Consider the following 22,670-nt stretch of genomic DNA (forward strand, 5'->3'; position numbering starts at 1 on the left):
GGCCTCGGACGTCGGGTCAGTCGAGGTATTCGATGCGCGCCCGGCGTACCCCGAGGGGCGCCAGGTGCGGTCGCAGCCGCGCCGTGACGGCCTCGGCGATGCGCTCCGGGGTCCACGCCGTGTCCCGCAGCACGGGCTCGGCGAGCGCCGGGTGGGTCGTCAGCATGAGTTCGGGACCGTAGGAGCGCAGCACCTGGCCGGTCAGTTCGGCGCTGAGGTCGGAGAGCAGGTAGAGCAGCAGCGGCACGTTGGCCTCGGGCGCGATGCCCGCGTTCTGCCCGCTCGGTACGCCGCGGAACCGCTCGAGCACCTCGGCCATCCGGGTCTGGGCGTTCGGGGAGATCGCGTTGACGCGGATCCCGGCCTCGGCGAGTTCGGCCGCCCAGGCGTAGGTGAGCGTGGCGATCGCGGCCTTCGTCGCCCCGTACACGGCCGTCTCGGCACGGCCCATCTGCTCGCCCGAGGTGACGTTGACCAGGACCCCGTGCCCCTGGATACGCATGGCCGCGATGGCGGCGTCGCCCCAGGCGACGGCGCCGAGCACGTTGACCTCGAGCATCCGGCGCACAGTGGCCTCGGACTCGGCGCCGGCGCGGGCCATGGCGAAGACGCCGGCGTTGTTGACGAGGCCGTCGAGCCTGCCGTGCTCGGCGAGGCAGTCACGCACGACGTCGTGCGCGCTCGCCCAGTCCGCGACGTCGGCGACCCGGATCGAGCCCCGGCCGTCCGCCGCAGCGATCTGCCCGCTGAGCCGTTCGAGTCCGTCCGCGTCGACGTCGACCGCGACCACGTGGCCTCCGGCCGCGGCGATGCCGCGCGCGTACGCCGCCCCCAGCCCGCCGGCGGCGCCGGTGACGAGGACGACACGGCCGGCGAGCAGGCCGGCTGCCCGGTCGGGCCGGGCGGCGGGCGGACGCCCGGACGGGACGGCGGGAATCGGGTCGGGCATCGGGCAGCCCCTCTCGGCTGATCGGGATCCGCAGCGGGCTCCGGGCACCGAACGAGCGCTTGGTTGGCCGCCACCCTAGGCATTGCGAGCACCCCGGTCAAGGGAGGCTGGCTTTATCATGCTGAAGGCATCGAAGTGATATAAAGCAAGCGCTTGACCAACACATTGCTCGAGGAACCGGGAGCACCCATATGTCGACGACCCAGGACCGACGCTCGGTCATCCTCGACAACGCCGCCCACCTTTTCGCAGCCAAAGGAATCGATGCCACGACCGTCCGCGAGATCGCCGATTCGGTCGGGATCCTCTCCGGCAGCCTGTACCACCACTTCAAGTCCAAGGACGAGATGGTCAACGCGATCATCTCGGACTACCTGACCGACCTGACCTACCGCTACGGCGAAGTCCTGGCGTCCGAGGAGAAGCCGGCGACCCAGTTGCGCAAGCTCGTCACCAGTTCGCTGGCCAACATCGAGGCCCACCCGCACGCGACCGAGATCTACCAGAACTCGAGCGGCTACCTGCCCAAGATCGAGGGCTACGAGCACATCCGCGAGGCGGCCGCCACGATCCAGCGGGCCTGGATCCAGGTGCTCGAGGCCGGTATCGCCACGGGCGACTTCCGCAACGACATCCCGGTACGCGTGCTGCACGGCATGCTGCGCGACGCGCTGTGGCTCTCGGTCCGCTGGTTCAAGCCGACCCCGTCGTACTCCATGGCGAACTTCGCCGACGACTTCGTCTCGGTGTTCCTCGACGGCATTCTCGCCCGCGACTGAGCGCGGGCAAACCAAGCGCTTGCTAGGGTGGTGCCCGGAAGAGGAGGCGCCCCCATGACGGCAGCAGGTCACGCCCGGACAGGTCCGGCCCCGATCGAGCCCACCCGGCACGCCGGGCTCCCGGCGGGCGTCGACGCCTGGCTCGGCCGCGCGGTGCCCGAGCTGCAGGGCAACCTCCGGCACGAGGTCATCGCCGGAGGGCGCTCCAACCTGACCTACCGGACCACCGACGCGGCCGGCCACGTCGTCGTGCTGCGCCGTCCACCGCTCGGAAACCACCCGGCCACCGCGCACGACGTCCTGCGCGAGGCGCGAATCCTGCGCGGGCTGCACGGCCACCTCCCGGTGCCCCGGGTGCTCGCGGTCGAGGAGACGGGCGAGGTGGCCGGCGCGCCCCTCGTCGTACTCGAGCACCTCGACGGCGTGATCCTGCGCAGCCCCGCCGACGTCGAGCGGCTCACCACCGAGGCCGACCGCGCGCTCATCGGCCCCACGCTCGTCGACGCTCTCGTGGCCCTGCACCGACTCGCCCCGGAGGTCATCGGACTGGGCGGCCTGGCCCGCCGCCGTGACTACCTCCCCCGGCAACTCGGACGCTGGCACGAGAACTGGCAGCGGAGCAGGATCCGCGACCTGCCCGACCTGCAGACCGCGCACGAGCACCTGGTGGCCGCGGCGCCCGGGCAGTCCCGCTCGGGGATCGTGCACGGCGACTTCCGCCTGGACAACTGCATGCTCGACTCGCGATGGCGGGTCCAGGGCGTACTCGACTGGGAACTCACCACCGTCGGCGACCCGTTGGCCGACGTCGGCCAGTTGCTCGTCTACTGGGCGCAGGCCGGCGACACGGCCCGCGCGCTGCACGACCCGGCCACGGTCCGGCCCGGCTTCTCGACCCGGGACGAACTGCTCTCCCGGTACTGCCTCGCCACCGGCACCGACTCGGCTCGGATCGACTACTTCGTCGCCTACAACTGGTGGAAGACCGCGTGCATCCTCGAGGGCGTGTACACCAGGGTCACGCAGGGCGCGATGAGCGGCGGCGACCGCACCGCGGCCTCGTTCGCTGAGCAGGCGGCCGCCGTCGCCGGCCGGGCGGCGGCCCTCGCGGCGGCGCTGCCCCGGCACTGATCCGCGCCCGGCCGTACCCACTCGGCGTGATGGCATGAGCCGGCTGTCGACGTCCCCGGTTCGACCGGGGACGTCGACACACCCGCCTAGGAGAGCCGCTCGATGACCATCGCCATGCCCTGGCCACCGGCCGTGCACATGGTCTCGAGGCCGAACTGGCCGTCCCGCGCCCGCAGCCCGTTGATGAGCGTCGTCGTCATCCGCGCTCCGGTCTGACCGAACGGGTGGCCCAGGGCGATCGCGCCGCCGTGCACGTTGACCTGCTCGGGGTTGGCCTTGAGGTCCGAGATGGAGGGGACGACCTGAGCGGCGAACGCCTCGTTGAGCTCGACGAGATCGATGTCGGCCATCGAGAGCCCGGCCAGCGCGAGGGCCCGCCTCGACGCCTCGACCGGGCCGAGACCCATGATCTCCGGCGAGATCGCCGAGACACCGGTGGACAGGATCCGGGCCAGCGGCGTGACGCCGAGTTCGGCGGCCTTGCGGCTGGACATGATGATGAGGGCGGCCGCGCCGTCGTTGAGCGGGCAGCAGTTGCCCGCGGTCACCGTACCGTCGGGCCGGAAGGCCGGTTTGAGGCCGGACAGCGACTCGGCCGTCACTCCGGCGCGAGGGCTGTCGTCGGTGGCCACGACGGTGCCGTCGGCGAGGGTCACCGGCGTGATGTCGGTGGCGAAGAAGCCCGACTCGATCGCGGCCTGGGCCCGCTGCTGGCTCGTGGCGGCCCACTCGTCCTGCTCGGCGCGGCTCACGCCGCGGTGGCTCGCGACGTTCTCCGCGGTCTCGCCCATCGCGATGTAGACGTCGGGCAGTTCATTCGCGTCGCGTGGGTCGGTCCACGGGCCGGCGCCACCCCGTCCGCGGGTGGCGGTGCGCTCCCCCGCCGCGGCGAAGATCGGGTTCTTCGTGTCCGGCATGCCGTCGGACTTGCCGGCGGCGAAGCGCGAGACGGCCTCGACCCCGGCGGAGACGAGCACGTCGGCCTCACCGGAGCGGATGGCGTGCAGCGCCATCCGGGTCGTCTGCAGGCTCGACGCGCAGTACCGCTGCACCGTCGTCCCGGGAACCCGGTCGAGCCCGAGTTCGACAGCGACGACGCGCGCGAGGCCCCAGCCCTGCTCGCCGGCCGGCTGCGCGCAGCCGAGCATGAGGTCGTCGATCTGGGTCGGGTCGAGCGCCGGCACCTGGGCCAGGGCCGCCTGGACCATCTGGGTGGCCAGGTCGTCGGCCCGCATCGAGGCCAACGACCCCTTGAAGGCCCGGCCGATCGGCGAGCGCGCCGCGGCGACGATGACTGCGTCCTGCATTGGTGTCCTCCGGTTCTCGGGCTGGCGCCCGTGACGGCGGTGCCGTCGGTGTCAGGTCTGGTCGGGGCGTCGGGCCTGCCGGCGAGCAGGGCACCGGGGCCGGTGCGCCCGCACGAAGCGCAACGCCGGGCTCACCCGGTGAGCTTGAACTTCTGGATCTTTCCGCTCGCGGTTCGTGGCAGCGCCGCAACGACGGTGAAGCTGCGCGGGCGCTTGAAGTTGGCCAGCCGCTCCCGGCACCACGCCTCGAGCTCGTCGGCGAGCGCCGACTCGTCACCGGTCCAGGCGGGAACGGTCTGCACGAAGGCGCTGCCGACCTCGCCCATCCGCGCGTCGGGGACCCCGACGACCGCGACGTCGAAGACGGCGGGATGTTCGGACAGCACCCGCTCGACCTCGGCGGGGTAGACGTTGAAGCCCCCGACCATGTAGACGTCCTTGATCCGGTCGGTGATGCGCAGGTAGCCGTCCTCGTCGACCCAGCCGACGTCACCGGTGTGCAGCCAGCCGTCCTCGTCGATGGCCTGCGCCGTGGCGTCCGGGTCCTCGAAGTAGCCCGCCATCACGTTGTAGCCGCGCACGAGGATCTCGCCCGACTCGCCGGCCGGCAGCGGCTGTCCGTCGAGACCGGCGATCCGCAACTCGGTGCCCGGGATCGCCCGCCCGCAGCTGGTCGAGATCCGTTCGAGGCCGGCGTCGGGCGGGCACACGGTAGCGGTGCCGCACGTCTCGGTCAGGCCGTAGGCGGTGATGACGTCGCGGAAGCCGAGTTCCTCGCGCATCCGGCGCAGCAGCGGCACCGGCACGATCGTGGCGCCGGTGACGGCCAGGCGTACCGAGCTGAGGTCGTACCTGCCGAGGTCGGGGTGTTCGAGCAGGGACGTGTAGACGGTGGGCGCGCCGGGGAAGACCGTGACCCGTTCCTGCTCGATGAGACGCAGCACGGTCTCGACGGCGAACACGGCGACCGGGATGATCGTGGCGCGTGTGAGGAGGCAGGCCAGGATGCCGGCCCGCCAGCCGAAGCTGTGGAAGAACGGGTTGACCATGAGATAGCGGTCGCCTCGCCGCAGCCCGACGAGTCGGGCCCACTCCCGGTCGACGCGAAGGTTCGAGGCGTGCGAGACCATCGCGCCCTTGGGGTAGCCGGTGGTGCCGGAGGTGAACAGGATGTCGGACACGTCCTCCGGGGCGAGGGCGGCGATCCGTTCGTCGACGACTCCGGGGTCGACCTGGTCGGCCAGCGCGGTGAAGCCCGCCAGGGACCACACGCCGTGATCGGTCTGCTCGCGGCCGGTGGCGGACAGGTCGACGACGGTACGCACCGAGGGCAGCAGTGGCACGGGGCGGCCGACGGCCGGTGACGACCCGTCACCGCGCAGCGCGGCCAGGTAGTGGGAGTCCAGGAAGGCGTCGTCCAGGACGACCATCGTGGCCCGGACCTTGGCGATGACGGACCGTGCCTCCGCACCACGGAAGCGGGTGTTGACGGGGCACAGCACGCCGCCCGCGGCCAGCACGCCGAGGGCGCTGACGACCCAGTCGGCGCTGTTCGGGGCCCAGACGACGACGCGGTCCCCCGGCTCGAGACCGTGCGCGACAGCGGCCCGCGCGAACCGGTTGACGGCCGCGTCGAGCTCGGCGAAGGTCATCCGCACGTCCCCGTCGACGAGGGCCTCCAGCTCGGCGGCGTCCTGCGCGGCCTGCCGCAGCAGGGCGGGGATCGTGGTCAACACGTCACTCACGCACATCTCCTCACGCGGAGCCGGTCACTTGTCGGAAACGAAGCACAGACTACCAACCAAGCGCTTGCTAGACTAGCGGCAGCGACGCCGGCGGCACCGACCGGTGAGGCATCTGAAGGAAGGGAACCCGGTGGCAGAGGCATACATCGTGGACGCCGTCCGCACCCCCGTCACGCGACGCGGCGGCGCGCTCGCCAAGATCCACTCCGCCGATCTGGGAGCCGCCGCGCTCACCAGCCTCATGAGTTCCTCGGGGATCGACCCCGGCGCCGTCGAGGACGTCGTGTTCGGCTGCGTCGACACCATCGGCCCACAGGCCGGTGACATCGCCCGCACCGCCTGGCTCGCCGCCGGCCTCCCGCAGCACGTACCCGGCGTCACAGTGGACCGGCAGTGCGGCTCGAGCCAGCAGGCGGTGCACTTCGCGGCCCAGGCCGTCATGGCCGGAGTCAACGACGTCGTCGTCGCCGGGGGCGTGCAGAACATGAGTGCCATCCCCATCTCGGCCGCGATGCTCACCGGTCAGCAGTACGGCTTCGACGACCCCTTCTCCGGGTCGATCGGCTGGCGCGAGCGCTACGGCGACGAGCAGATCTCGCAGTTCCGCTCGGCCGAGATGATCGCCGAGAAGTGGGGCGTCAGCCGGGAGGACATGGAGCGATTCGCCCTGCGTAGCCACGAGCGGGCCCTGCGGGCCATCGCCGAGGGCCGCTTCGGCCGCGAGATCCGCGCCGTCGGCGACGTCGACACCGACACCTGTCCGCGCGCCGACACGAGCCTGGAGAAGATGGCCGCCCTCGACCCGCTGACCCCCGGCGGCCGGGTCACCGCCGCCGTGGCGAGCCAGATCTGCGACGGCGCGGCGGCCCTGCTCGTCATGAGCGAGCAGGCCGTGGCCGAGCACGGCGTGACCCCGCGCGCCCGGATCCACCACCTGTCGGTACGCGCCGACGACCCGGTGCTGATGCTCACCGCCCCGATCCCCGCCACCGCCCACGCGCTCGAACGCACCGGAATGTCGATCGACGACATCGACCTGTTCGAGATCAACGAGGCGTTCGCCTCGGTCGTGCTCGCCTGGCTCCAGGAGACGGGGGCCGACCCGGAGCGGGTCAACGTCAACGGCGGCGCGATCGCCCTGGGCCACCCGCTCGGCGCCACCGGCGCCCGGCTGATGACCACCCTCCTGCACGAGCTCGAACGCACCGGCGGCCGCTACGGCCTGCAGGTGATGTGCGAGGGCGGCGGCCAGGCCAACGTCACGATCATCGAGAGGCTCTGATGACCCACTCCCCCGCGACGCCCGGCGGCGTCGACCTGACCGGCCAGGTCGCCGTCGTCACCGGAGGCACCCGTGGCATCGGCGCCGAGATCACCCGCGCCTTCCTCAGGGCCGGGGCGCGGGTGATCGTGTGCGGCCGCAGCGAGCCCGAGGAACTGCCCGGGATCGATGGACGCACCCCCGTCTTCGTCCAGTCGGACGTACGCGACCCGGAGCAGGCCAAGGCCCTCGTCACCGCGGCGGTGGACCGGTTCGGCCGGCTCGACATCCTGGTCAACAACGCCGGTGGCGCACCGAGCGCCGACACCGCGACGGTGTCCCCCCGCTTCGTCTCGGCGGTCGTCACGCTCAACCTGCTCGCCCCGTTCTACGTCGCCCAGCAGGCCAACGAGGTCATGCAGCGTCAGGGCAGCGGGACGATCATCAACATCGGCTCGGTCGCCGGAGCCAACCCGGCCCCGGACACCGCCGCGTACGCCGCGGCCAAGGCGGGCCTGACCATGCTGACCCGGTGCCTCGGGCTCGACTTCGCGCCCGCCGTACGGGTCAACCAGGTGACTGTGGGTCTCGTGCAGACCGAGCTGTCGCATCTCTACTACGGCGACGAGGCGGGGCAGGACCGCGTGGCGCGGACCATCCCCATGCGGCGGATGGCCACCCCGGCCGACATCGCCGCGGCCTGCCTGTTGCTCGTCTCGCCGCTGTCCGCCTACGTCACCGGCACCGAGATCGTCGTCGACGGTGGTGGGGAGATCCCGTCGCGGCACCTGGCCGCCCAGCCGCCCGGCGCCGGTCCGCTCGGCTGAGCGCGCGGGGCATGTACGGCGGAGGGGCCGCACCGGTTCGGTGCGGCCCCTCCGCTCCTGCCTGCCGTGGAGTTCGGCGCCTCGCTCAGAGGCCGGCGAGCGCCGCCACCTCGGCGCGGACCGCCGCCGCAGAGCCGGCCAGCAGCTGGGCCGACTTGCCGCGCTTGAAGAACAGGTGTGCGTGGTGTTCGAAGGTGAACCCGATGCCGCCGTGCAACTGGATCGCCTCGGCCGCGACGGTCATCAGCGTGTCGGCGCACACGAGCTTGGCCAGCGCCGCGTCGTGCGAGCGGGTGGCGGCCCCGGTGCGCAACGTCGTGACGAGGTGGTCGGCGGTGGCCCGCGCCCCGGCGACCGCGACGGCGAGGTCGGCGCAGCGGTGCTTGAGGGCCTGGAACGACCCGATCGGGCGGCCGAACTGCTCCCGCACCTTGAGGTAGTCGACGGTGAGGTCGAGGCAGGCGCGGGCGGCGGCCGCCGACTCCAGCGCGAGCATCGCGCGTACGTGGTCCAGCAGCACCCGGGCACCGTCGCCGCCGGGGGCGTCGACCCGGGTGGCGGCGGCCTCGCGCAGGCGCACGGTGCTCAGCCGACGGGTCTGGTCGAGCGTCATGTGCGTCCGCACGTCCACCCCGTCGGCGGCCCGGTCCACCGCGTAGACGCCGAGCTCACCGCCCTCGTTGCGGGCGGTGACGAGAACGACCCGGGCGGCTTCGGCCCCGGCGACGAGGGTCTTCGTCCCGGTCAGCGCCCACTCGTCCCCGGCGCCGGTGGCCCGGGTGGCGGTCTGCCCGAGATCCCAGCCCGCGCCGTCCTCGGCGAGCGCGACGGCCAGGGTCAGCTGCTCGTCCACGACGCGTGCCAGCAGGGGCTCGGCGCTCGGGCCGAGGGCGCGGGCGGCGAGGATCGCGGTGAGGCTCGTCGCGAGCGCGCCCGGCACGAGCCGGGCCCCGAGCTCCTCGATGACGGCGGTCGCGGCGGGCACGTCCAGGCCGAGGCCGCCGAGGTGCTCCGGCACGACGAGGCCGAGCAGGCCCAGCTCGGCCGTGAGCAACTCATGCAGCAGCGGGTCGTAGCCCCGCTCCCCGACCATGACCTCGTGGGTTCGGCGCAGGTCGGCCTGCCCGTCGAGCACCTCGGCCACGGAGGCACGGATCTCGGCGAGGTCCTCGGGCGTTCCGGTCATCGTCCTCACCTCATCGGGGCAGGCCGAGCAGGCGCTCGGCGATGATGTTGCGCTGGATCTCGTTGGAGCCGCCGTAGATCGTGTTGGCGCGGCTGAAGAGGAAGTGCGTCTGGGCGTCGTCCAGCTCGTACCCGGGCCCGGTGAGCAGCGCCCCGGCCCCCTCGACGTCGACCGCGAGCTCACCCAGCGAGCGGTTCCACGTGGCCCACTGGAGCTTGGAGATCGACGCCTCCAGACCGGACAGCCCCTCACCGGCGGACGCGAGCAGCCGCACCGCCGAGTGCCGCATCACCTCGAGCCCGATGTATGCGTCCACGAGGCGGTCACGCAGCGCCGGCTCCTGCCAGGCGCCGTTGGAGCGGGCCCGGGCGATGACGGCGTCGAGGCGCCGGCGGAAGCCGATCTGCTGGCCGAGGGTGGACACGCCCCGCTCGAAGCCCAGCGTGCCCATGGCGACCTTCCAGCCCTCGCCCTCGGCGCCGACACGGTGCTCGACGGCGGCGACGGCCTCGTCGAAGAAGACCTCGTTGAACTCGCTCGTGCCGGTCAGCTGGGTGATCGGGCGCACCGTCACGCCGGGCTGATTCATCGGCACCAGCAGGTACGACAGGCCCGCGTGGCGGGTCGAGCCGGGATCGGTGCGGCACAGCACGAAGCACCAGTCGGCCAGGTGCGCCAGCGAGGTCCACACCTTCTGCCCGGTGATGACGTAGTGGTCGCCCCGGCGTTCGGCGCGGGTGCGCACCCCGGCGAGGTCCGAGCCCGCGCCGGGCTCGGAGTAGCCCTGGCACCAGATGTCCTCACCGCTGGTGATGCGGGGCAGGAAGCGGGCCTTCTGCTCCGGCGTGCCGAACGCGAGCAGGGTCGGGCCGAGCAGCTGCTCGGACATGTGCCCGAGCCGGCCGGGCGCGCCGGCGCGGGCGTACTCCTCGTGGAAGATGACCTGCTGGGCGAGGGTCGCCGGGCGACCGCCGTACTCGGTGGGCCAGGAGAGGCCGATCCAGCCGGCCCGGCCCAGGTGGCGCTCCCACTCGCGGCGCAGCTCGTGCGCCTCGTGCTCGCGTCCCTCGCCGCCGGTGCCGACCGCCTCGGCGAACGGTCCGGTCAGGGCCTCCCGGAGCCAGCCGCGGATCTCGGCCCGGAACTGCTCGTCGCTCACCGGCGCACCCATGTCAGGCACCGTAGACGGGGGTCGGCGGCTCGGAGCGGGCGATGAGGTCGGCGACCACGTCGGTGAGCTCCTCCGGTTCCCATCGGCCGCCCTTGTCGGCGGCCGGCCCGTGGCGCCAGCCGTCGGCGAGCGAGACCTCGCCGCCGGCGACCTCGAAGACGGCGCCGCTGACGGCCCGCGCGGCGTCGGAGCCGAGCCAGACCACGAGCGGGGAGACGTTTGCCGGGTCCATCGCGTCGAAGCCCGTCTCGGGGGCGGCCATCGTCTCGGCGAAGACGGCCTCGGTCATCGGGGTACGGGCCGAGGGGGCGATCGCGTTGACGACGATGCCGTACCGGGCCCACTCGGCGGCCGCGATCTGGGTCAGCGCGGCGATCCCGGCCTTGGCGGCGCCGTAGTTGCCCTGTCCGACGCTGCCCATGAGCCCCGCGCCGGAGGACGTGTTGACCACGCGCGCGGCGACCGGGCGGCCGGCCTTGGCCTCGTCCCGCCAGTAGGCGGCGGCGTGGCGCATCGGGACGAAGTGTCCCTTGAGGTCGACCCGCAGGACCAGGTCCCACTCCTGCTCGCTCATGTTGACAAGCATCCGGTCGCGGTTGATGCCGGCGTTGTTGACGAGGGTGTGCAGCCCGCCGAAGGTCTCGACCGTCTCGCGCACGAGGCGCTCACCGTAGGCCCAGTCGCTGACGTCGCCGGTGCTGACGACCGCGCGACCGCCAAGCGCGCGGATCTCGTCGACGACGGCCTGGGCCGCCGCCCGGCTGCTGTCGATGTCGTTGACGACGACGTTCGCGCCCTGCCGGGCGAATTCGAGGGCGTGGACCCGGCCCAGCCCCTGTCCGGCACCGGTCACGATCACCGTTCGTCCTGCGCAGAAGCCGCTCACGGCACGCCCTTTCACTCGAGGTACGGGAAGAAAACCACACCCGGCACTAGCTATGCAAGCAAGCGCTTGGTAGGGTCCCGGAAACGACAGAAGGATGGCGAAAGACGTGAAAATGTTCTCGGCCCTGCAATTCCGAGACTTCCGCTTCGTACTCCTGACCCTGGTGTTGTCCCAGGCCGGCTACTGGGGCTGCAACATCGCCTTCCAGTCGGTGCTGATCGAGAGCGACGCCACCCCGGCGACGATGGGGGCGCTCTTCTTCTGTCTGCTCGTGCCGTTCACGCTCTTCTCCATCCCGGCCGGGGTGCTGGCCGACGCGGTCGACCGGCGGCGGCTGCAGATCGGCGTGCTCCTGGCGACCACCGTCCTGGCCGGGGTCTGCGCGGCGACGATCGCGGCCAGCATCGTCGCCCTGCCCGTGATGCTCGGGCTCGCCTTCCTCGCCGGCACCGGAATCAGCTTCCTGTCCCCCGTGACCCAGGCGCTCGTGGCAAACACCGTCCCGGCCGAGGCGCTCGGCCATGCCGTCCCGATCCAGGCGGCCGGGCTCAACCTCGCCCGCTCGATCGGCCCCGCGGTCGCCGGGCTGATCCTCGTGGCCTGGGGACCGCTGGGCACGTTCGTGATGTACGCGACGCTCACTCTCGCCGCGGCCGCCGCCGCGGTAGCGGTCCGCACCCGGCGCATCCCGCCGGCCGTCCGGGTGGCCCGGGAGAGCCTGACCACCCAGGTACGCGCGGGGATCCGGCACGCCCGCGAGCGTCCCCCGGCCGCGCTCTGCCTCGTCATCGTCGCGGTGAACGCGTTCTTCGGGTGCGCCTTCACCACCCAGCTCCCCGTCCGGGCGGCCGCGACCACTGACAACCCGGACCCGGTCTTCCCCGTGCTCGTGGCGCTGACCGGGCTGGGCTCGCTCCTCGGCATCCTCGTCGTGGCCCGCCTCTCCGAGCGCATCGCCACCGTGTGGCACGCCGCTGTCACCCTCGTTCTGCTCGGCCTGAGCAACGCCCTGCTCGGCGCCGCCACGACGGTGCCCGTGCTCGCGGCGGCCGCGCTGCTGTGCGGCACGTTCAGCATCGGCGCCATGGTGACCCTGCAGACGGTGGTCCAGAAGGTCGTCGACGACGCGCAGCGCGGCCGGGTGATGAGCCTCTACTTCCTCGGCTGGGGTGGCATGCCGTTCGGCGCCCTCCTGCTCGGCGGGCTGAGCACGTGGCTCGGCTCCACGACCGCGTTCCTGCTGTACGCCGCCGCATGCCTGGCCACGGCCGCCACCGTGCTCCTGTGGTTGCGCCGCGGACGCGCCGACCCCCTCCCCGCGACCTGACCTCCCCCGGCCCTCCCACCTCCTCAGGAGTTGTCGTGACCGACCAGTCCTCCCCGACCGCGCCCACGGCGGCACTGCCCGTGCCCGCCGACTTCGTCCACCGCGCCGGCGTCGCGCTCGTCACCGGCGGCACCGGCGGCCTCGGCCGGGTCATCGCCCGCGAGCTGGCGCGCCGAGGGTCGGCGGTGGCGATCACCTACCGCAGCGACGCCGACGCCGCCCGGCAGGTGCTCGACGAACTGCCGCCCGTCGCGTCCGGCACGCACTCGGCGCACCACCTCGATCTCACCGACGCCGAGGCCACCGCCGCGCTCGTGGCGCAGCTCACCGGAAGCCGCGGGCCGCTGCACACGGTCGTGCACGCGGCCGGGCCGCACGTGCCCATGCGGCACCTGTCCACAGTGCGTCCCGAGCAGTTCGCCACTCAGGTCGCAAACGACACGACCGCCTTCTTCACGCTGGTCTCGGCCTGCCTCCCGGCCCTGCGGCAGAGCCGTGGCAACGTCGTGGCGATCACGACCGCGGCGACGACGCGCTACCCCGCCCGGGACGGCCTGTCCGCCGCGCCGAAGGCGGCGGTCGAGGCGCTCGTACGGGCCTTCGCCAACGAGGAGGGCCGCTTCGGCATCCGGTTCAACTGCGTCGGGCCGGGCATGCTCACCGACGGGATGGCCGAGCGGCTGATCTCCTCCGGTGACCTCGACGAGCGCGCCCTGGCCGTCGCCCGGTCCTCGACTCCACTGCGGCGGTTCGGCAGTGCCCTCGACATCGCCGAGGCCGCCTGCTTCCTGGCCAGCGACCGGGCCGGCTTCATCTCCGGGCAGAAGCTCGACGTCGACGGAGGCTTCGGTGTCTGAGCCGTCGCGGTCCCTCCCGGTCGAGCTGGACGCGCTGCTCGCCGAGCGGGCCGTCGAACGGGCCCTGCTGCGCTATGCACGCGGGATCGACCGGATGGACCGGGCCCTGGCCGCGAGCGCCTTCCACCCGGACGCCCGGATCACCCTCGGCGGGACCACCGCCGACCGGGACACGATGCTGGACACGGTCTTCGCGCTCGTGGCGCGGCGCACCATGACGATGCACTACCTGACGAACATCCTGGTCGAACTCGACCCAACCGACCCGGACCGCGCCCGGGCCGAGACGTACGGCATCGCGTTGCAGCGCAGCACGTCCGAGCCGCCACGCGGCAACATCATCAGCGGGTTCCGCTACGTCGACCTGGTCACCCGGCGCGCGGGCGAGTGGCGCGTGCAGAAACGCCGCACCGTCTCCGAGTGGCAGCGGGTCGACGACCTCGCCGGCCAGTGGCCGATCCCCGAGGCGGCACTGCGGGGAGCCCGCGACGCCTCCGACCCGATCAGCAGCCCGTGGCCGCCCGGCGGCCCGGCTGCGGAGGCCGGGCCGGACCCGGCCGGCGAGCCCGGGCGCCCCTGTGGGTGACCCGCGGCCGGGGGTCGGCGCCGGCGCGCCGCGGCTCGGCTTCCGTACGGGCGACGTCGTCGTCGTGACCGGGGCCGGCTGCGGGATCGGCGCGGCGACCGCGGCAGCAGCCGCCGCCCAGGGACTCGTGGTGTCCGCCTGGGACCTCGACGCCGCCGCACTCACGGCGGTGAGCGCCGCCGTGAGTGCGGCGGGCGGGGTGGTCGACCCGCACGTGGTCGACGTCGCCGACGAGGCGGCCGTGTGCGCGGCCCTCGCCGCGACTTGCTCGGCGTACGGGCCGGTGCGCCACCTCGTCAACAACGCCGGCCCGTCCTCGGCGACCGAACTCGACTTCGACCACGCCGTACGGCTGTGTGTCGGCAGCGTACGGTCGGTGACCCGGGCCTGGCTCGAACAGGCCCCGCCCGGGGCGACCCTCGTGAACACCGCCTCGGTCGCCGGCACCGTCGTGGGCACCGCCTCCGACTGGTACAGCGCGGCGAAGGCAGCGATCGTCGGCTACACCCGGCACCTGGCCGCGCACCGGGCCGACGTCGTACGGGCCAACGCGGTCGCACCCGGCATGGTGGACACCCCGAGGTTGCGGGGCTTCGCCGGGTCCCCGACGGGGCAGTCCGTGCTGGCCCGGGTGCCGAGCCACCGGATGGCCACACCGGACGAGATCGCCTGGCCGATCCTCTTCCTGCTCTCGCCGCTGGCCTCGTACGTCAACGGGGCGGTGCTCGTCGTCGACGGCGGGTGGACCGTCACGCAGTGAACGCGGCCGGTCAGCTCGGGTCGGGGCCCGGGCCGCCGAGCATCGCCCGCATCCCGCCGTGGTTGCCGGCGACGAGGGCGGCCCGGTCCGGTCCGGAGCGCCGCGCGGCGATCTCGGCCTGCTGGCGCACCACGTGCACCGGGCCTGCGCCCAGGGCCGCCAGCCCCTCGGCGGCAACGTCAGCCGGGTCGGCCGCGCCGGTCAGGTCGAGGCCGGCGCGCGCCATGGCGGGGGTGGCAGTGAGCCCGAGCACCAGGTGCAGCACGTCGACACCCACCTGCCGCAGCTCGAGCCAGAGGCCCTCGGCGAAGATCCGGGTGAAGGCCTTGGCGGCGGCGTAGACGCCGATGTCGGCGTGGCCTAGGTAGCCGGCCGAGGAGCCGACGACGAGGATGCCGCCGCGGCCGCGGGCGGCGAGCCGGGCGCCGAGCTCCCGGCAGAGTTCGAGCGGGCGGGTGACGTTGAGATCGATGACGGCCCGGACCCGGGCGAGGTCCGCCTCGACGAAGCGGCTGCGGTAGGTGTTCGCGCCCGCGTTGAGGACGAGCAGGCCGAGGTCGAGGTCGGCGACGGCCTCGACGATCCGGGCGGTCGCGTCCGCGTCGAGCAGGTCCAGGGCGAGCACGCGGCACGGGACCCCGTGCGCCCGGACCCGGTCGGCGGTCTCCCCGAGCGGCGCGGGCTTGCGGGCGACGAGCACGATGCCCAGGCCGGCCCGGGCCAGCTGCTCGGCGAACGCGGCGCCGACCCCCTCGGAACCGCCGACGACCAGGGCCCAGGGCCCGTAGCGCTCGAACAGTCCGGCGGTGGCCTCGCTCATGCCACCCGGTCCGTCGCCGTGGCGGGCTCGTCGAACCAGTCCCACTCCCAGGGTGTGATGGTGGCCAGGGGCCCGGTGAACAGCGGGGTGGCCGTGCCGGCGAGCGCCGTGGGCGGGGCCGCCGGCGGGTCCGCGGCCAGGGCCCGCGCGAACTCGACCGGGTCGGCTTCGAGGTAGGTGAGCCGGATCCGCACGACGGGTCCGTCGGGGCGGCTGCGGCTCGGGGCGCTGCGGAAGGTCCACACGCCCGCGACGCCGTCGCGCGCGAGCAGGTCGGGCACCTGCGTCTCGTGCTCGAACCGGGACAGGTCGGCCACGTCCGGGCGCTGGGACGTCTCGACCCGGCTCACCTCGACGTACACCCCGCGGTGGGGCCGGAACGGCAGCGCGGCGAGGGTGACGAGGGCCCGGGGTGCGACGTGGCCCTGGACGGGCCGGAACATCCGGGTCATCGGCCGTTCGGTCCAGGCCAGCTCCGGACGCCGGCCCTGGTGGATCGCCCGGTCGCCGAGGTCCGTCCACTCGGCGACCGCGTCCGCGGCCGGCTCGGCGAACCAGTACATCGCCATGTACTGGCTGCCGGCGAGGGCGGGATCGGGGTAGCTGCCGAGCCGCTCGCACGCGGGCGTACGCACCCAGCGGTCGCCGTGCACGACCCCGGGCAGGGCGAGGTTCTCGGGGCGGTGGTCGAGCTGATGCCAGGCGTTGTAGTCGCGATGGCGGGCGGGGTCGGTCACCTTCGGAAACGAGAAGAAGGCTCGGGTGGCTGTCGCTGGGGTGCTGGGGAGCATCTCGGCCCTCTTCGCGGGTCGGGGCGCTGGTGACGCACGATCGGTCCGGTGTCGCCGCCGGGGCGCGGCCGGTGTTTCGAGCCTTGACCCTAGGGCAGCGCCGGTCATATGGTCAAGCAAGCGCTTGGTTGACACCGTTGTCCGCAAGAGGAGCCCCATGACCGGCAGTGACGCGGATTTCCGCGCCCGACTCGACGCTCTGATCGGCCTCACCGACCCGCCCCGCCGGGCCAAGGACGCGATCACCGAAGCAGCCATCCGCATCTGGTGCGACGCCGTCGGCGACGAGAACCCCGCGTACCAGGACCCCCGGTGGGCCGCCCGCTCCGTCTGGGGCGGCATCGTGGCCCCGGCGACCTCGCTGAACATGTGGACCCTGCCGGGCAACAGGCGCGCTCACCGCCACGCGGAGAGCCTCGACCGGGTCAACGAGGTCCTCGCCACGCGCGGGTTCACCTCGGTGGCCGCGGTGCAGACGGAGCACACCTACGTACGCCCGCTGCGCCCCGGCGACCACCTGGAGCAGTTCCCCTCCATCGGCGCGGTCTCCCCCGAGAAGTCCACCCGGCTCGGCCGGGGCCACTTCGTCGACCTCGTCAGCGACTACCGCACCGTCGAGGGCGAGCCGGTCGGCCGCGTCGTCCTGCGGATGCTCCGCTGGAACCCGGCGACCCGGACCGAGGGCCCGGCGTCATCAGGGGACCGCCTCGCCCGCCCGGTACGCCCGGCCGCCGCCCCGGTCGACCTGCCGCCGGCCGGCACCACCGGCACCCTGACCGCTCACCTGCAACCCGGCTACGCCGCCGCCCCGCTCGACGAGCGCCCCTACCTCGTCGGCAGCGCCGAACTCGCCGACGGGACCCGCTTCACCGGGGATGTCGCGTACCTGCGCCCCGACCTCGTGCACGACGGCATGCCGGTCGTCGTGGCGCACCGGCGCACCCGCGACGGTGCGATTCTGCCGGTGCTCACCGCCCCCCGGCCGCAACGCCGCACGAGCACCCGTACCGGGGCCGAGGTGAGCATCGGGCAACGCCTCGCGCCCTGGCCGATCCCCGTCACCCAGCTGTCCATCGCGGCGCTGGCGACCGCGACCTTCGACTTCAACGACGTGCACCTCGACCGCGACGCGGCCCTGGAACGGGGCGCCCGCGACGTCTACATGAACATCCTCGGCTCCAGCGCGCTGGTCAACTGCTACCTCACCGACTGGGCCGGACCGGAGGCTCGCGTCGTCGACTTCCGCACCCGCCTCGCCGCGCAGAACCACCCCGGCGACACCTGCACCCTCGACGGCGTCGTCACCGGCCTGAATCCGGCGGACGGGGGATCGCACGTCACCGTCGACGTCCGCGGCACCAACAGCCTCGGCGACCACGTCATCGCCTCCGCCACCATCGCCCTGCCCTGAGAGGAATCGCGTGCTCGCCAGCTACGTCGTCGACTCCGGCTCCCCCGACAGCCTGCGCCTCGGCCAACTCGACGCCCCGGCGCCCGGCCCCGGTCACGTGCTCGTGCGGGTCCAGGCGGCAAGCCTGGACCGGGTCGACACCTACATCCGTCGCGGCACCCACGGGATGGCGGTCACCGGCCCGACCATCCTCGGCCGGGACGTCGCCGGCACCGTCGTGCGGACCGGTCCGGGCGTCACCGGCTTCACCGCCGGCGACGCGGTCGTCGGGCTGACCACCGGCGCCCACGCCGAGTACGCCGTCGTCCCGGCCACGCACTGCTTCCCGCGCCCGGCCGCGCTCGACGCCGTCCACGCCGCGGCGGTGCCCACCGCCGGACGCACCGCCTACGACGCGGTCGTCAACCTCGCCGGCGTACGCCCCGGCGACCGGGTCCTCGTCGTCGCCGCCGCGGGCGCGGTCGGCACCTTCGCCGTCCAGTACGCCCACCACCTGGGCGCGCGCGTCTTCGGCACCAGCGCCCCGGCGAAGGCCGACGCGGTACGCGCCCTCGGCGCGCTCGACGTCGTGGACCACTACCGCCCCGACGTCGTCGAGTCCCTGCGTGCCGCGCTGCCCGGCGGCGAGGTGGACGTCATCGTCGAGTCGGTCGGCGGCACCCTCTGGTCCGACGTGCTCAAGGTCCTCGCCCCCGGCGGCCGGCTGGTCACCTGCGGCGTCACCGCCGACAGCCACGCCCACCTGCACCTGGGTCGCCTCATGGTCAAGGGCTGGACGCTGCGCGGCATCGGCCGGCCCGGGCCCGAGGCGGTGGCCGGCCAGCTACGCGAGGCGCTCACCCTCTCGGCCGTGACCGCCGCCCCCGCGATCGCCGCGACGTACCCGCTCGAGCAGGCCACTGTCGCGCACGACCGGCTGGAGGCGTCCGAGTTCGTCGGGCGGATCGTCCTCACCACCGGCTGAGCCGCTCAGGCGAGCGGCTCCCCCGAGACGGCGGTCAGGACGACGAGCGGGAGCTGCCGCCCGAAGCCGGCAGCCCGTTCGGCGTAGCGTCCCACGTTCGGCTTGCGCGCCACGACGTGCGCGAACAGCTCCGGGTCGCGCTCGCCGTCGGTCACCCGCGCCCGCACCGGGACCGTCCTGCGCCGCAGGACGATCCAGCACAGTTCGTGGTGACGCGCGTTGACCACCCAGGCGGGGTCCTTGGGGCCGCCGCCCTTGGAGCCGACGACCACCAGATCCTTCCCGTACGGTACGTAGGGCAGCGCCGCGTCGCGCAGTTCCCCGGAGCGACGGCCCACAGTCGTCAGCAGCAGCGTCGGGTGGTACGGGAACCTGCCCGCCAGCGCGTACTGCAACGACACGAGCGAGAACCCGGTCCGTCGCACGAGAAAGCGGTCGAACGCCATCCCGCGCGGCCCGCGGATGACGATCAGCCACGACCGGCCGTACGAGGCGAACGACCTCGTCTCCGCGCCGATCCGTCGGCTCACCGCGCACGCGCCAGCAGCGGCGACAGCGTCTCGGCGACGTCGGCGACGTCGTCGATGCCCCGGACCACCTCGACGAGCCGCTCCTGCGCGCCCGCGTCGAGGATCCCGTCGCAGAACGAGGCCAGCTTGCCGGTCACGAAGTCCCAGTCCGCCCGCGTCGTGTCGTCCCACGGGTCGCCCTGGGCGAAGTCCGACTCGACCACGTACTCCCGGCCGCCGGCCCGGATCGTCAGCGCGCCCCGCGTCCGGCGGATCTGGCCGCCCGGGTGTTCCCTGAGGTCGGCCTCCCACTCCGCGTAGAGCACCGGGTCGGGCGCCGTCGTGATCCGGCGCGCCAGGTCCCACACCGCCGGGTCGGCCAGCCGCTCGGGGTCGTACCACTGCGGTCCCGGTGCGTGCCCGAGCAGCGCCAGCGCCGCGGCGTACGGCATGTTGAAGGCGCCGTCCAGCGGCGCGACGGCGGTGTCCGGGATCCGCGGGGCCGGCTCCCGGAACTGCAACGTCCGGTAGGCCGCCGGGCTCAGCCGGATCTCCATGGACTCGATCTGCGACACCGGCACCCCGTGGGTGCCCGGGAACGCGCGGATCGCGTCGAGCGCCGCGTGGGTGAAACGGCACGTCGGGTACGGCTTGAGCGACGTCTCGGTGATCCACCACTTCGACCCCAGGCCGGCGACCATCTCGTGCCGCTCGCCGCCGAGGAAGCCCATCGCCTCGATGAAGCCCGGGGTGCGGTCCAGCACGTCCAGGTCGCCGGTGTAGCCCTCCTCGGCCAGCGCCGCGCCGAGCATCCCGGCGTGCGCGATCGCGCCGTACGGACCGTACTTGAACGCGTTGAACGAGCGCCGCTCGGCCATGTAGGAGTTCTTCGCCGGCGGGGCCAGCCAGGCGACCAGGCCGAGCGCGTAGGTCAGCCGCTCCGGCTCCCAGCCGCCGACGACAGCGCACGCCGCGGCCGCGCCCATCGAGGCGTACCCGTGCGACGACAACGGCGACCAGCGGAACTGGCCGTCCTCGAAGGCCATGAGCGAGGTCGACAGGTTCAGCCGCGCGTTGATCTCGAACGCGATGATGCTCGCGCGCAGCAGGCTCGCGCCGTCGGCGTGCAGCCGCTCGGCCTCTGCCAGACCGGCCGCGACGCCGAACACCGCGAAGTGCGCCGAGTTGAAGAACGTGTCGTCGGCGTCCAGCGCGTTCATCATGTCCGCGTTGGCGTGCGCGGCGTTGATCGCCGCGACCCGCTGCTCCAGCCCGAACACGGTCGCCTCGGCCGGGCCGCCGAACCGGGCCGCGACCCGCTGGACCATGCGGCTGCGCCGCAACCGCACCGCCGCCAGCCCGCAGACGAGCGAGTCGAGCAGGACGAGCTTGCCGTAGTCGCGTACCGACTCGGGGATCTCCTCGTCGCGCGTCGTCGCGAACCGCGCCAGCAGCTGCGTCCGGGTCGGTTCCGTCGTACCGGTCACCGTTCAGCCCACCCTTCCCGGCGCGACGAGCCGGTTGCCCTGCGCGTCGCGCGGCAGCGGCACGGGGATCGCCGCGAGCAGCTTCTTCGTGTACTCCTGCCGCGGGTTGGCGAAGATCTGGTCCGTCGTGTCCGTCTCCACCACCTCACCTGCGGCCATCACCATGACCCGGTCGGCGATGACCTCGACGAGGGCCAGGTCGTGACAGACGAACAGGTACGCCAGACCCAGCTCCTCCTGCAGGTCCCGGAGCAGGTTGAGCACCTGCGCCCGCACCGACACGTCGAGCGCCGCGACCGGTTCGTCGCACACGATGAGGCTCGGCTTCATCGTCAGCGCCCGGGCGATCGCGACCCGCTGCAACTGCCCGCCGGACAGCTCGGCCGGGTAGCGCTCCAGGTAGCGCGAACCGATGCCGACCTTGTCGAGCAGCTCGACGGCCTCCTTCTCCCGCGTGGCCCGGTCCTTGTCGGTGTGCACGAGGAGAGGTTCGGCGACCGCGTCCCTGATCGTCATCCGCGGGTCGAGCGAGCTGTACGGATCCTGGAAGATCATCTGCATCCGCTGGCGCAGCGCGCGCAGTTGCTTCGGCTTCGTGGCCAGTACGTCGATCCCGTCGAAGGTCACCGAGCCGGAGTCCGGCTCGATGAGGCGCAGCACCATGCGCCCGACCGTCGACTTGCCCGCGCCGGACTCGCCGACGACGGCGAGGCACTCGCCGCGCTCCAGGGTGAAGCTCACCCCCTTGACCGCGTTCAACCATTTCGTACGCCGGCCGAGCCAGTCCCGGCCGGCGCTGAACGACTTCGTGAGGTTCTCGACTTCGAGCAGGCTCATCAGACCGTCACTCCATCCAGAGAGAGCTCCGCGGCCCGCACGCACCGCGCATGGTGCTCGGCGGCGCCGTCGAGACGGACCAGGCCGGGGTGGGCCACGTCGCACCGGCCCGGCACGGCGAACTCGCACCGGCTGCTGAACCGGCACCCGTGCGGCCAGGCGCCCGGCGCCGGGATGCCACCGGGGATCGCGCGCAACCGCCGGTCGGTGCTCAGGCCCGGCTTCGGGATCGAGCCGATCAGGCCGGACGTGTAGGGGTGCCGCGGGTGGAAGAACAACTGCTCCGAGGGCGCGTTCTCGGCCACCTCGCCGGCGTACATGACCACGACGTCCCGGCACAGCTCGGCCACCACCGCGAGGTCGTGGCTGACGAACAGCAGCGCCACCCCGGTCTGCTCCTGCAGGTCGCGCAGCAGTTCGAGGATCCGTTCCTGCACCGTCACGTCGAGCGCCGTCGTCGGCTCGTCGGCGATGAGCAGGCGCGGGTTGCACGCCATGACCATCGCGATCATGACGCGCTGGCACATGCCGCCGGAGAACGCGTGCGGGTAGTCGTCGATCCGCTGCGCCGCCCGCGGGATCTGCACCATGTCGAGCATCTCGACGGCACGGGCCCGGGCTTGCTTGCGGTTCATGCCCAGGTGCTTGCGCACCGACTCGGCGATCTGGTCCCCGACCGTGTACGCCGGGTTGAGGCTGCGGATCGGCTGCTGGAAGATCATGCCCATGCCCGGGCCGCGCAGGTCCCGCCACTGCTTCTGGGTGCCCGCGGTGAGATCCACGCCGTCGAAGACGATCCGGCCCGAGGCGATCCGTCCTCCGGTCGCCCCGGTCAGGCCCATCACCGCGATGGAGGTCACCGTCTTGCCCGACCCGGACTCGCCGACCAGGGCCATCGAACCGCCCGGCTTGAGCGAGAACGAGACGTCCTGGACGGTCGTCTGCCAGCCGCCCGAGGGCGAGGGGAACTCGACGCTCAGGTTCTCCACGCGCAGCAGGTCCGCCGTTCCGCCGGTGGCGTCGGTCCTGGTGCCGGCGGGCGCCGTTTCACGTGCCATGTCAGCTCCTGGTGGTTGCCG

22 protein-coding genes are annotated in these 22,670 nt (G+C 73.1%); 10 read left to right on the forward strand and 12 right to left on the reverse strand.

Translation table 11 applies throughout. From position 1 onward, the window contains the following. Positions 1-16: 16 nt before the first annotated feature. Positions 17-949: an SDR family NAD(P)-dependent oxidoreductase gene (locus A4R25_RS09340; protein WP_082930940.1), complete on the reverse strand. Its 933-nt coding sequence runs from the start codon at positions 947-949 to the stop codon at positions 17-19. A gap of 191 nt (positions 950-1,140) precedes the next feature. Here A4R25_RS09340 and A4R25_RS09345 point away from each other — a divergent pair, with 191 nt between their 5' ends. Together A4R25_RS09345 and A4R25_RS09350 are read left to right on the forward strand one after the other, a co-directional pair. Further along, complete coding sequence (locus A4R25_RS09345; protein WP_043324821.1) at positions 1,141-1,728, forward strand: TetR/AcrR family transcriptional regulator; 588 nt, start codon at positions 1,141-1,143, stop codon at positions 1,726-1,728. Positions 1,729-1,782: 54 nt separating this feature from the next. Next, on the forward strand, positions 1,783-2,859 hold the full coding sequence (locus tag A4R25_RS09350; RefSeq protein WP_064446334.1) for a phosphotransferase family protein: 1,077 nt from the start codon (positions 1,783-1,785) through the stop codon (positions 2,857-2,859). Positions 2,860-2,945: 86 nt separating this feature from the next. Here A4R25_RS09350 and A4R25_RS09355 read toward each other — a convergent pair whose 3' ends face one another. Both A4R25_RS09355 and A4R25_RS09360 read right to left on the reverse strand, forming a co-directional pair. Next, positions 2,946-4,166, reverse strand: coding sequence for an acetyl-CoA C-acetyltransferase (locus tag A4R25_RS09355; RefSeq protein WP_064446335.1), 1,221 nt, complete (start codon positions 4,164-4,166; stop codon positions 2,946-2,948). 131 nt (positions 4,167-4,297) lie between these two features. After that, positions 4,298-5,902, reverse strand: a complete 1,605-nt coding sequence (locus A4R25_RS09360; RefSeq protein WP_231915493.1) for a FadD3 family acyl-CoA ligase — start codon at positions 5,900-5,902, stop codon at positions 4,298-4,300. 139 nt (positions 5,903-6,041) lie between these two features. Here A4R25_RS09360 and A4R25_RS09365 point away from each other — a divergent pair, with 139 nt between their 5' ends. Together A4R25_RS09365 and A4R25_RS09370 are read left to right on the forward strand one after the other, a co-directional pair. Further along, entirely contained in the window at positions 6,042-7,193 is a 1,152-nt protein-coding gene (locus A4R25_RS09365) for an acetyl-CoA C-acetyltransferase (protein ID WP_064446337.1), read from the forward strand. Continuing rightward, complete coding sequence (locus A4R25_RS09370) at positions 7,193-7,999, forward strand: SDR family oxidoreductase (RefSeq protein WP_064446338.1); 807 nt, start codon at positions 7,193-7,195, stop codon at positions 7,997-7,999. The genes A4R25_RS09365 and A4R25_RS09370 overlap by 1 nt, the downstream gene beginning before the upstream one ends. Positions 8,000-8,084: 85 nt before the next feature. On the opposite strand, the gene A4R25_RS09375 is transcribed toward A4R25_RS09370, so the two are convergent. The 3 genes from A4R25_RS09375 to A4R25_RS09385 are packed head-to-tail and all read right to left on the reverse strand — an operon-like array spanning position 8,085 to position 11,215. Further along, the gene (locus A4R25_RS09375; RefSeq protein WP_064446339.1) at positions 8,085-9,185 is read right to left on the reverse strand and encodes an acyl-CoA dehydrogenase family protein; all 1,101 of its coding nucleotides are present in this window, start codon (positions 9,183-9,185) and stop codon (positions 8,085-8,087) included. A 10-nt stretch (positions 9,186-9,195) separates the two neighbouring features. Next, entirely contained in the window at positions 9,196-10,356 is a 1,161-nt protein-coding gene (locus A4R25_RS09380) for an acyl-CoA dehydrogenase family protein (protein ID WP_064446340.1), read from the reverse strand. A gap of 1 nt (position 10,357) precedes the next feature. Then, positions 10,358-11,215, reverse strand: a complete 858-nt coding sequence (locus tag A4R25_RS09385) for an SDR family oxidoreductase (protein ID WP_231915471.1) — start codon at positions 11,213-11,215, stop codon at positions 10,358-10,360. Positions 11,216-11,336: 121 nt separating this feature from the next. Between A4R25_RS09385 and A4R25_RS09390 the strand changes: the two genes are divergently transcribed. The 4 genes from A4R25_RS09390 to A4R25_RS09405 are packed head-to-tail and all read left to right on the forward strand — an operon-like array spanning position 11,337 to position 14,772. After that, complete coding sequence (locus tag A4R25_RS09390; protein WP_082930941.1) at positions 11,337-12,569, forward strand: MFS transporter; 1,233 nt, start codon at positions 11,337-11,339, stop codon at positions 12,567-12,569. Between the two features lie 35 nt (positions 12,570-12,604). After that, entirely contained in the window at positions 12,605-13,426 is an 822-nt protein-coding gene (locus A4R25_RS09395) for an SDR family NAD(P)-dependent oxidoreductase (protein WP_197494859.1), read from the forward strand. After that, positions 13,419-14,012, forward strand: a complete 594-nt coding sequence (locus A4R25_RS09400) for a nuclear transport factor 2 family protein (protein WP_064446343.1) — start codon at positions 13,419-13,421, stop codon at positions 14,010-14,012. The genes A4R25_RS09395 and A4R25_RS09400 overlap by 8 nt, the downstream gene beginning before the upstream one ends. Further along, positions 14,005-14,772, forward strand: coding sequence for an SDR family oxidoreductase (locus tag A4R25_RS09405; RefSeq protein WP_197494860.1), 768 nt, complete (start codon positions 14,005-14,007; stop codon positions 14,770-14,772). The genes A4R25_RS09400 and A4R25_RS09405 overlap by 8 nt, the downstream gene beginning before the upstream one ends. A 10-nt stretch (positions 14,773-14,782) precedes the next feature. Here A4R25_RS09405 and A4R25_RS09410 read toward each other — a convergent pair whose 3' ends face one another. Beyond that, the gene (locus A4R25_RS09410; RefSeq protein WP_064446344.1) at positions 14,783-15,592 is read right to left on the reverse strand and encodes an SDR family oxidoreductase; all 810 of its coding nucleotides are present in this window, start codon (positions 15,590-15,592) and stop codon (positions 14,783-14,785) included. After that, complete coding sequence (locus tag A4R25_RS09415; RefSeq protein ID WP_051611041.1) at positions 15,589-16,329, reverse strand: hypothetical protein; 741 nt, start codon at positions 16,327-16,329, stop codon at positions 15,589-15,591. The genes A4R25_RS09410 and A4R25_RS09415 overlap by 4 nt, the downstream gene beginning before the upstream one ends. A gap of 211 nt (positions 16,330-16,540) precedes the next feature. Between A4R25_RS09415 and A4R25_RS30515 the strand changes: the two genes are divergently transcribed. After that, positions 16,541-17,794 (forward strand): MaoC family dehydratase N-terminal domain-containing protein, encoded by a 1,254-nt coding sequence (locus tag A4R25_RS30515; RefSeq protein ID WP_082930945.1) that lies wholly within the window; start codon positions 16,541-16,543, stop codon positions 17,792-17,794. Between the two features lie 10 nt (positions 17,795-17,804). Beyond that, positions 17,805-18,758 (forward strand): zinc-binding dehydrogenase, encoded by a 954-nt coding sequence (locus A4R25_RS09425; protein ID WP_043324832.1) that lies wholly within the window; start codon positions 17,805-17,807, stop codon positions 18,756-18,758. Positions 18,759-18,763: 5 nt separating this feature from the next. On the opposite strand, the gene A4R25_RS09430 is transcribed toward A4R25_RS09425, so the two are convergent. The 4 genes from A4R25_RS09430 to A4R25_RS09445 are packed head-to-tail and all read right to left on the reverse strand — an operon-like array spanning position 18,764 to position 22,649. Further along, a complete protein-coding gene (locus A4R25_RS09430) occupies positions 18,764-19,288 on the reverse strand; it encodes a nitroreductase/quinone reductase family protein (protein ID WP_064446345.1) in 525 nt (174 codons plus the stop codon). Further along, positions 19,285-20,754, reverse strand: a complete 1,470-nt coding sequence (locus tag A4R25_RS09435) for an MmgE/PrpD family protein (protein WP_064446346.1) — start codon at positions 20,752-20,754, stop codon at positions 19,285-19,287. Before A4R25_RS09435 ends, A4R25_RS09430 begins: the two co-directional genes overlap by 4 nt. A gap of 3 nt (positions 20,755-20,757) precedes the next feature. After that, entirely contained in the window at positions 20,758-21,591 is an 834-nt protein-coding gene (locus A4R25_RS09440) for an ABC transporter ATP-binding protein (RefSeq protein WP_051611046.1), read from the reverse strand. Then, positions 21,591-22,649, reverse strand: coding sequence for an ABC transporter ATP-binding protein (locus A4R25_RS09445; protein ID WP_064446347.1), 1,059 nt, complete (start codon positions 22,647-22,649; stop codon positions 21,591-21,593). Before A4R25_RS09445 ends, A4R25_RS09440 begins: the two co-directional genes overlap by 1 nt. Positions 22,650-22,670 lie beyond the last annotated feature (21 nt).

The sequence above is a fragment of the Micromonospora sp. NBRC 110037 genome (assembly GCF_001652995.1).
Taxonomy (GTDB): Bacteria; Actinomycetota; Actinomycetes; order Mycobacteriales; family Micromonosporaceae; genus Micromonospora; species Micromonospora chalcea.

Coding starts and splice junctions, on each gene's coding strand:
- A4R25_RS09440 (WP_051611046.1), bottom strand. CDS start 21,591: ATGAGCCTGCTCGAAGTCGAGAACCTCACGAAGTCGTTCAGCGCCGGC.
- A4R25_RS09350 (WP_064446334.1), top strand. CDS start 1,783: ATGACGGCAGCAGGTCACGCCCGGACAGGTCCGGCCCCGATCGAGCCC.
- A4R25_RS09410 (WP_064446344.1), bottom strand. CDS start 15,592: ATGAGCGAGGCCACCGCCGGACTGTTCGAGCGCTACGGGCCCTGGGCC.
- A4R25_RS09345 (WP_043324821.1), top strand. CDS start 1,141: ATGTCGACGACCCAGGACCGACGCTCGGTCATCCTCGACAACGCCGCC.
- A4R25_RS09380 (WP_064446340.1), bottom strand. CDS start 10,356: ATGGGTGCGCCGGTGAGCGACGAGCAGTTCCGGGCCGAGATCCGCGGC.
- A4R25_RS09390 (WP_082930941.1), top strand. CDS start 11,337: ATGGCGAAAGACGTGAAAATGTTCTCGGCCCTGCAATTCCGAGACTTC.
- A4R25_RS30515 (WP_082930945.1), top strand. CDS start 16,541: ATGACCGGCAGTGACGCGGATTTCCGCGCCCGACTCGACGCTCTGATC.
- A4R25_RS09375 (WP_064446339.1), bottom strand. CDS start 9,185: ATGACCGGAACGCCCGAGGACCTCGCCGAGATCCGTGCCTCCGTGGCC.
- A4R25_RS09355 (WP_064446335.1), bottom strand. CDS start 4,166: ATGCAGGACGCAGTCATCGTCGCCGCGGCGCGCTCGCCGATCGGCCGG.
- A4R25_RS09340 (WP_082930940.1), bottom strand. CDS start 949: ATGCCCGACCCGATTCCCGCCGTCCCGTCCGGGCGTCCGCCCGCCGCC.
- A4R25_RS09445 (WP_064446347.1), bottom strand. CDS start 22,649: ATGGCACGTGAAACGGCGCCCGCCGGCACCAGGACCGACGCCACCGGC.
- A4R25_RS09370 (WP_064446338.1), top strand. CDS start 7,193: ATGACCCACTCCCCCGCGACGCCCGGCGGCGTCGACCTGACCGGCCAG.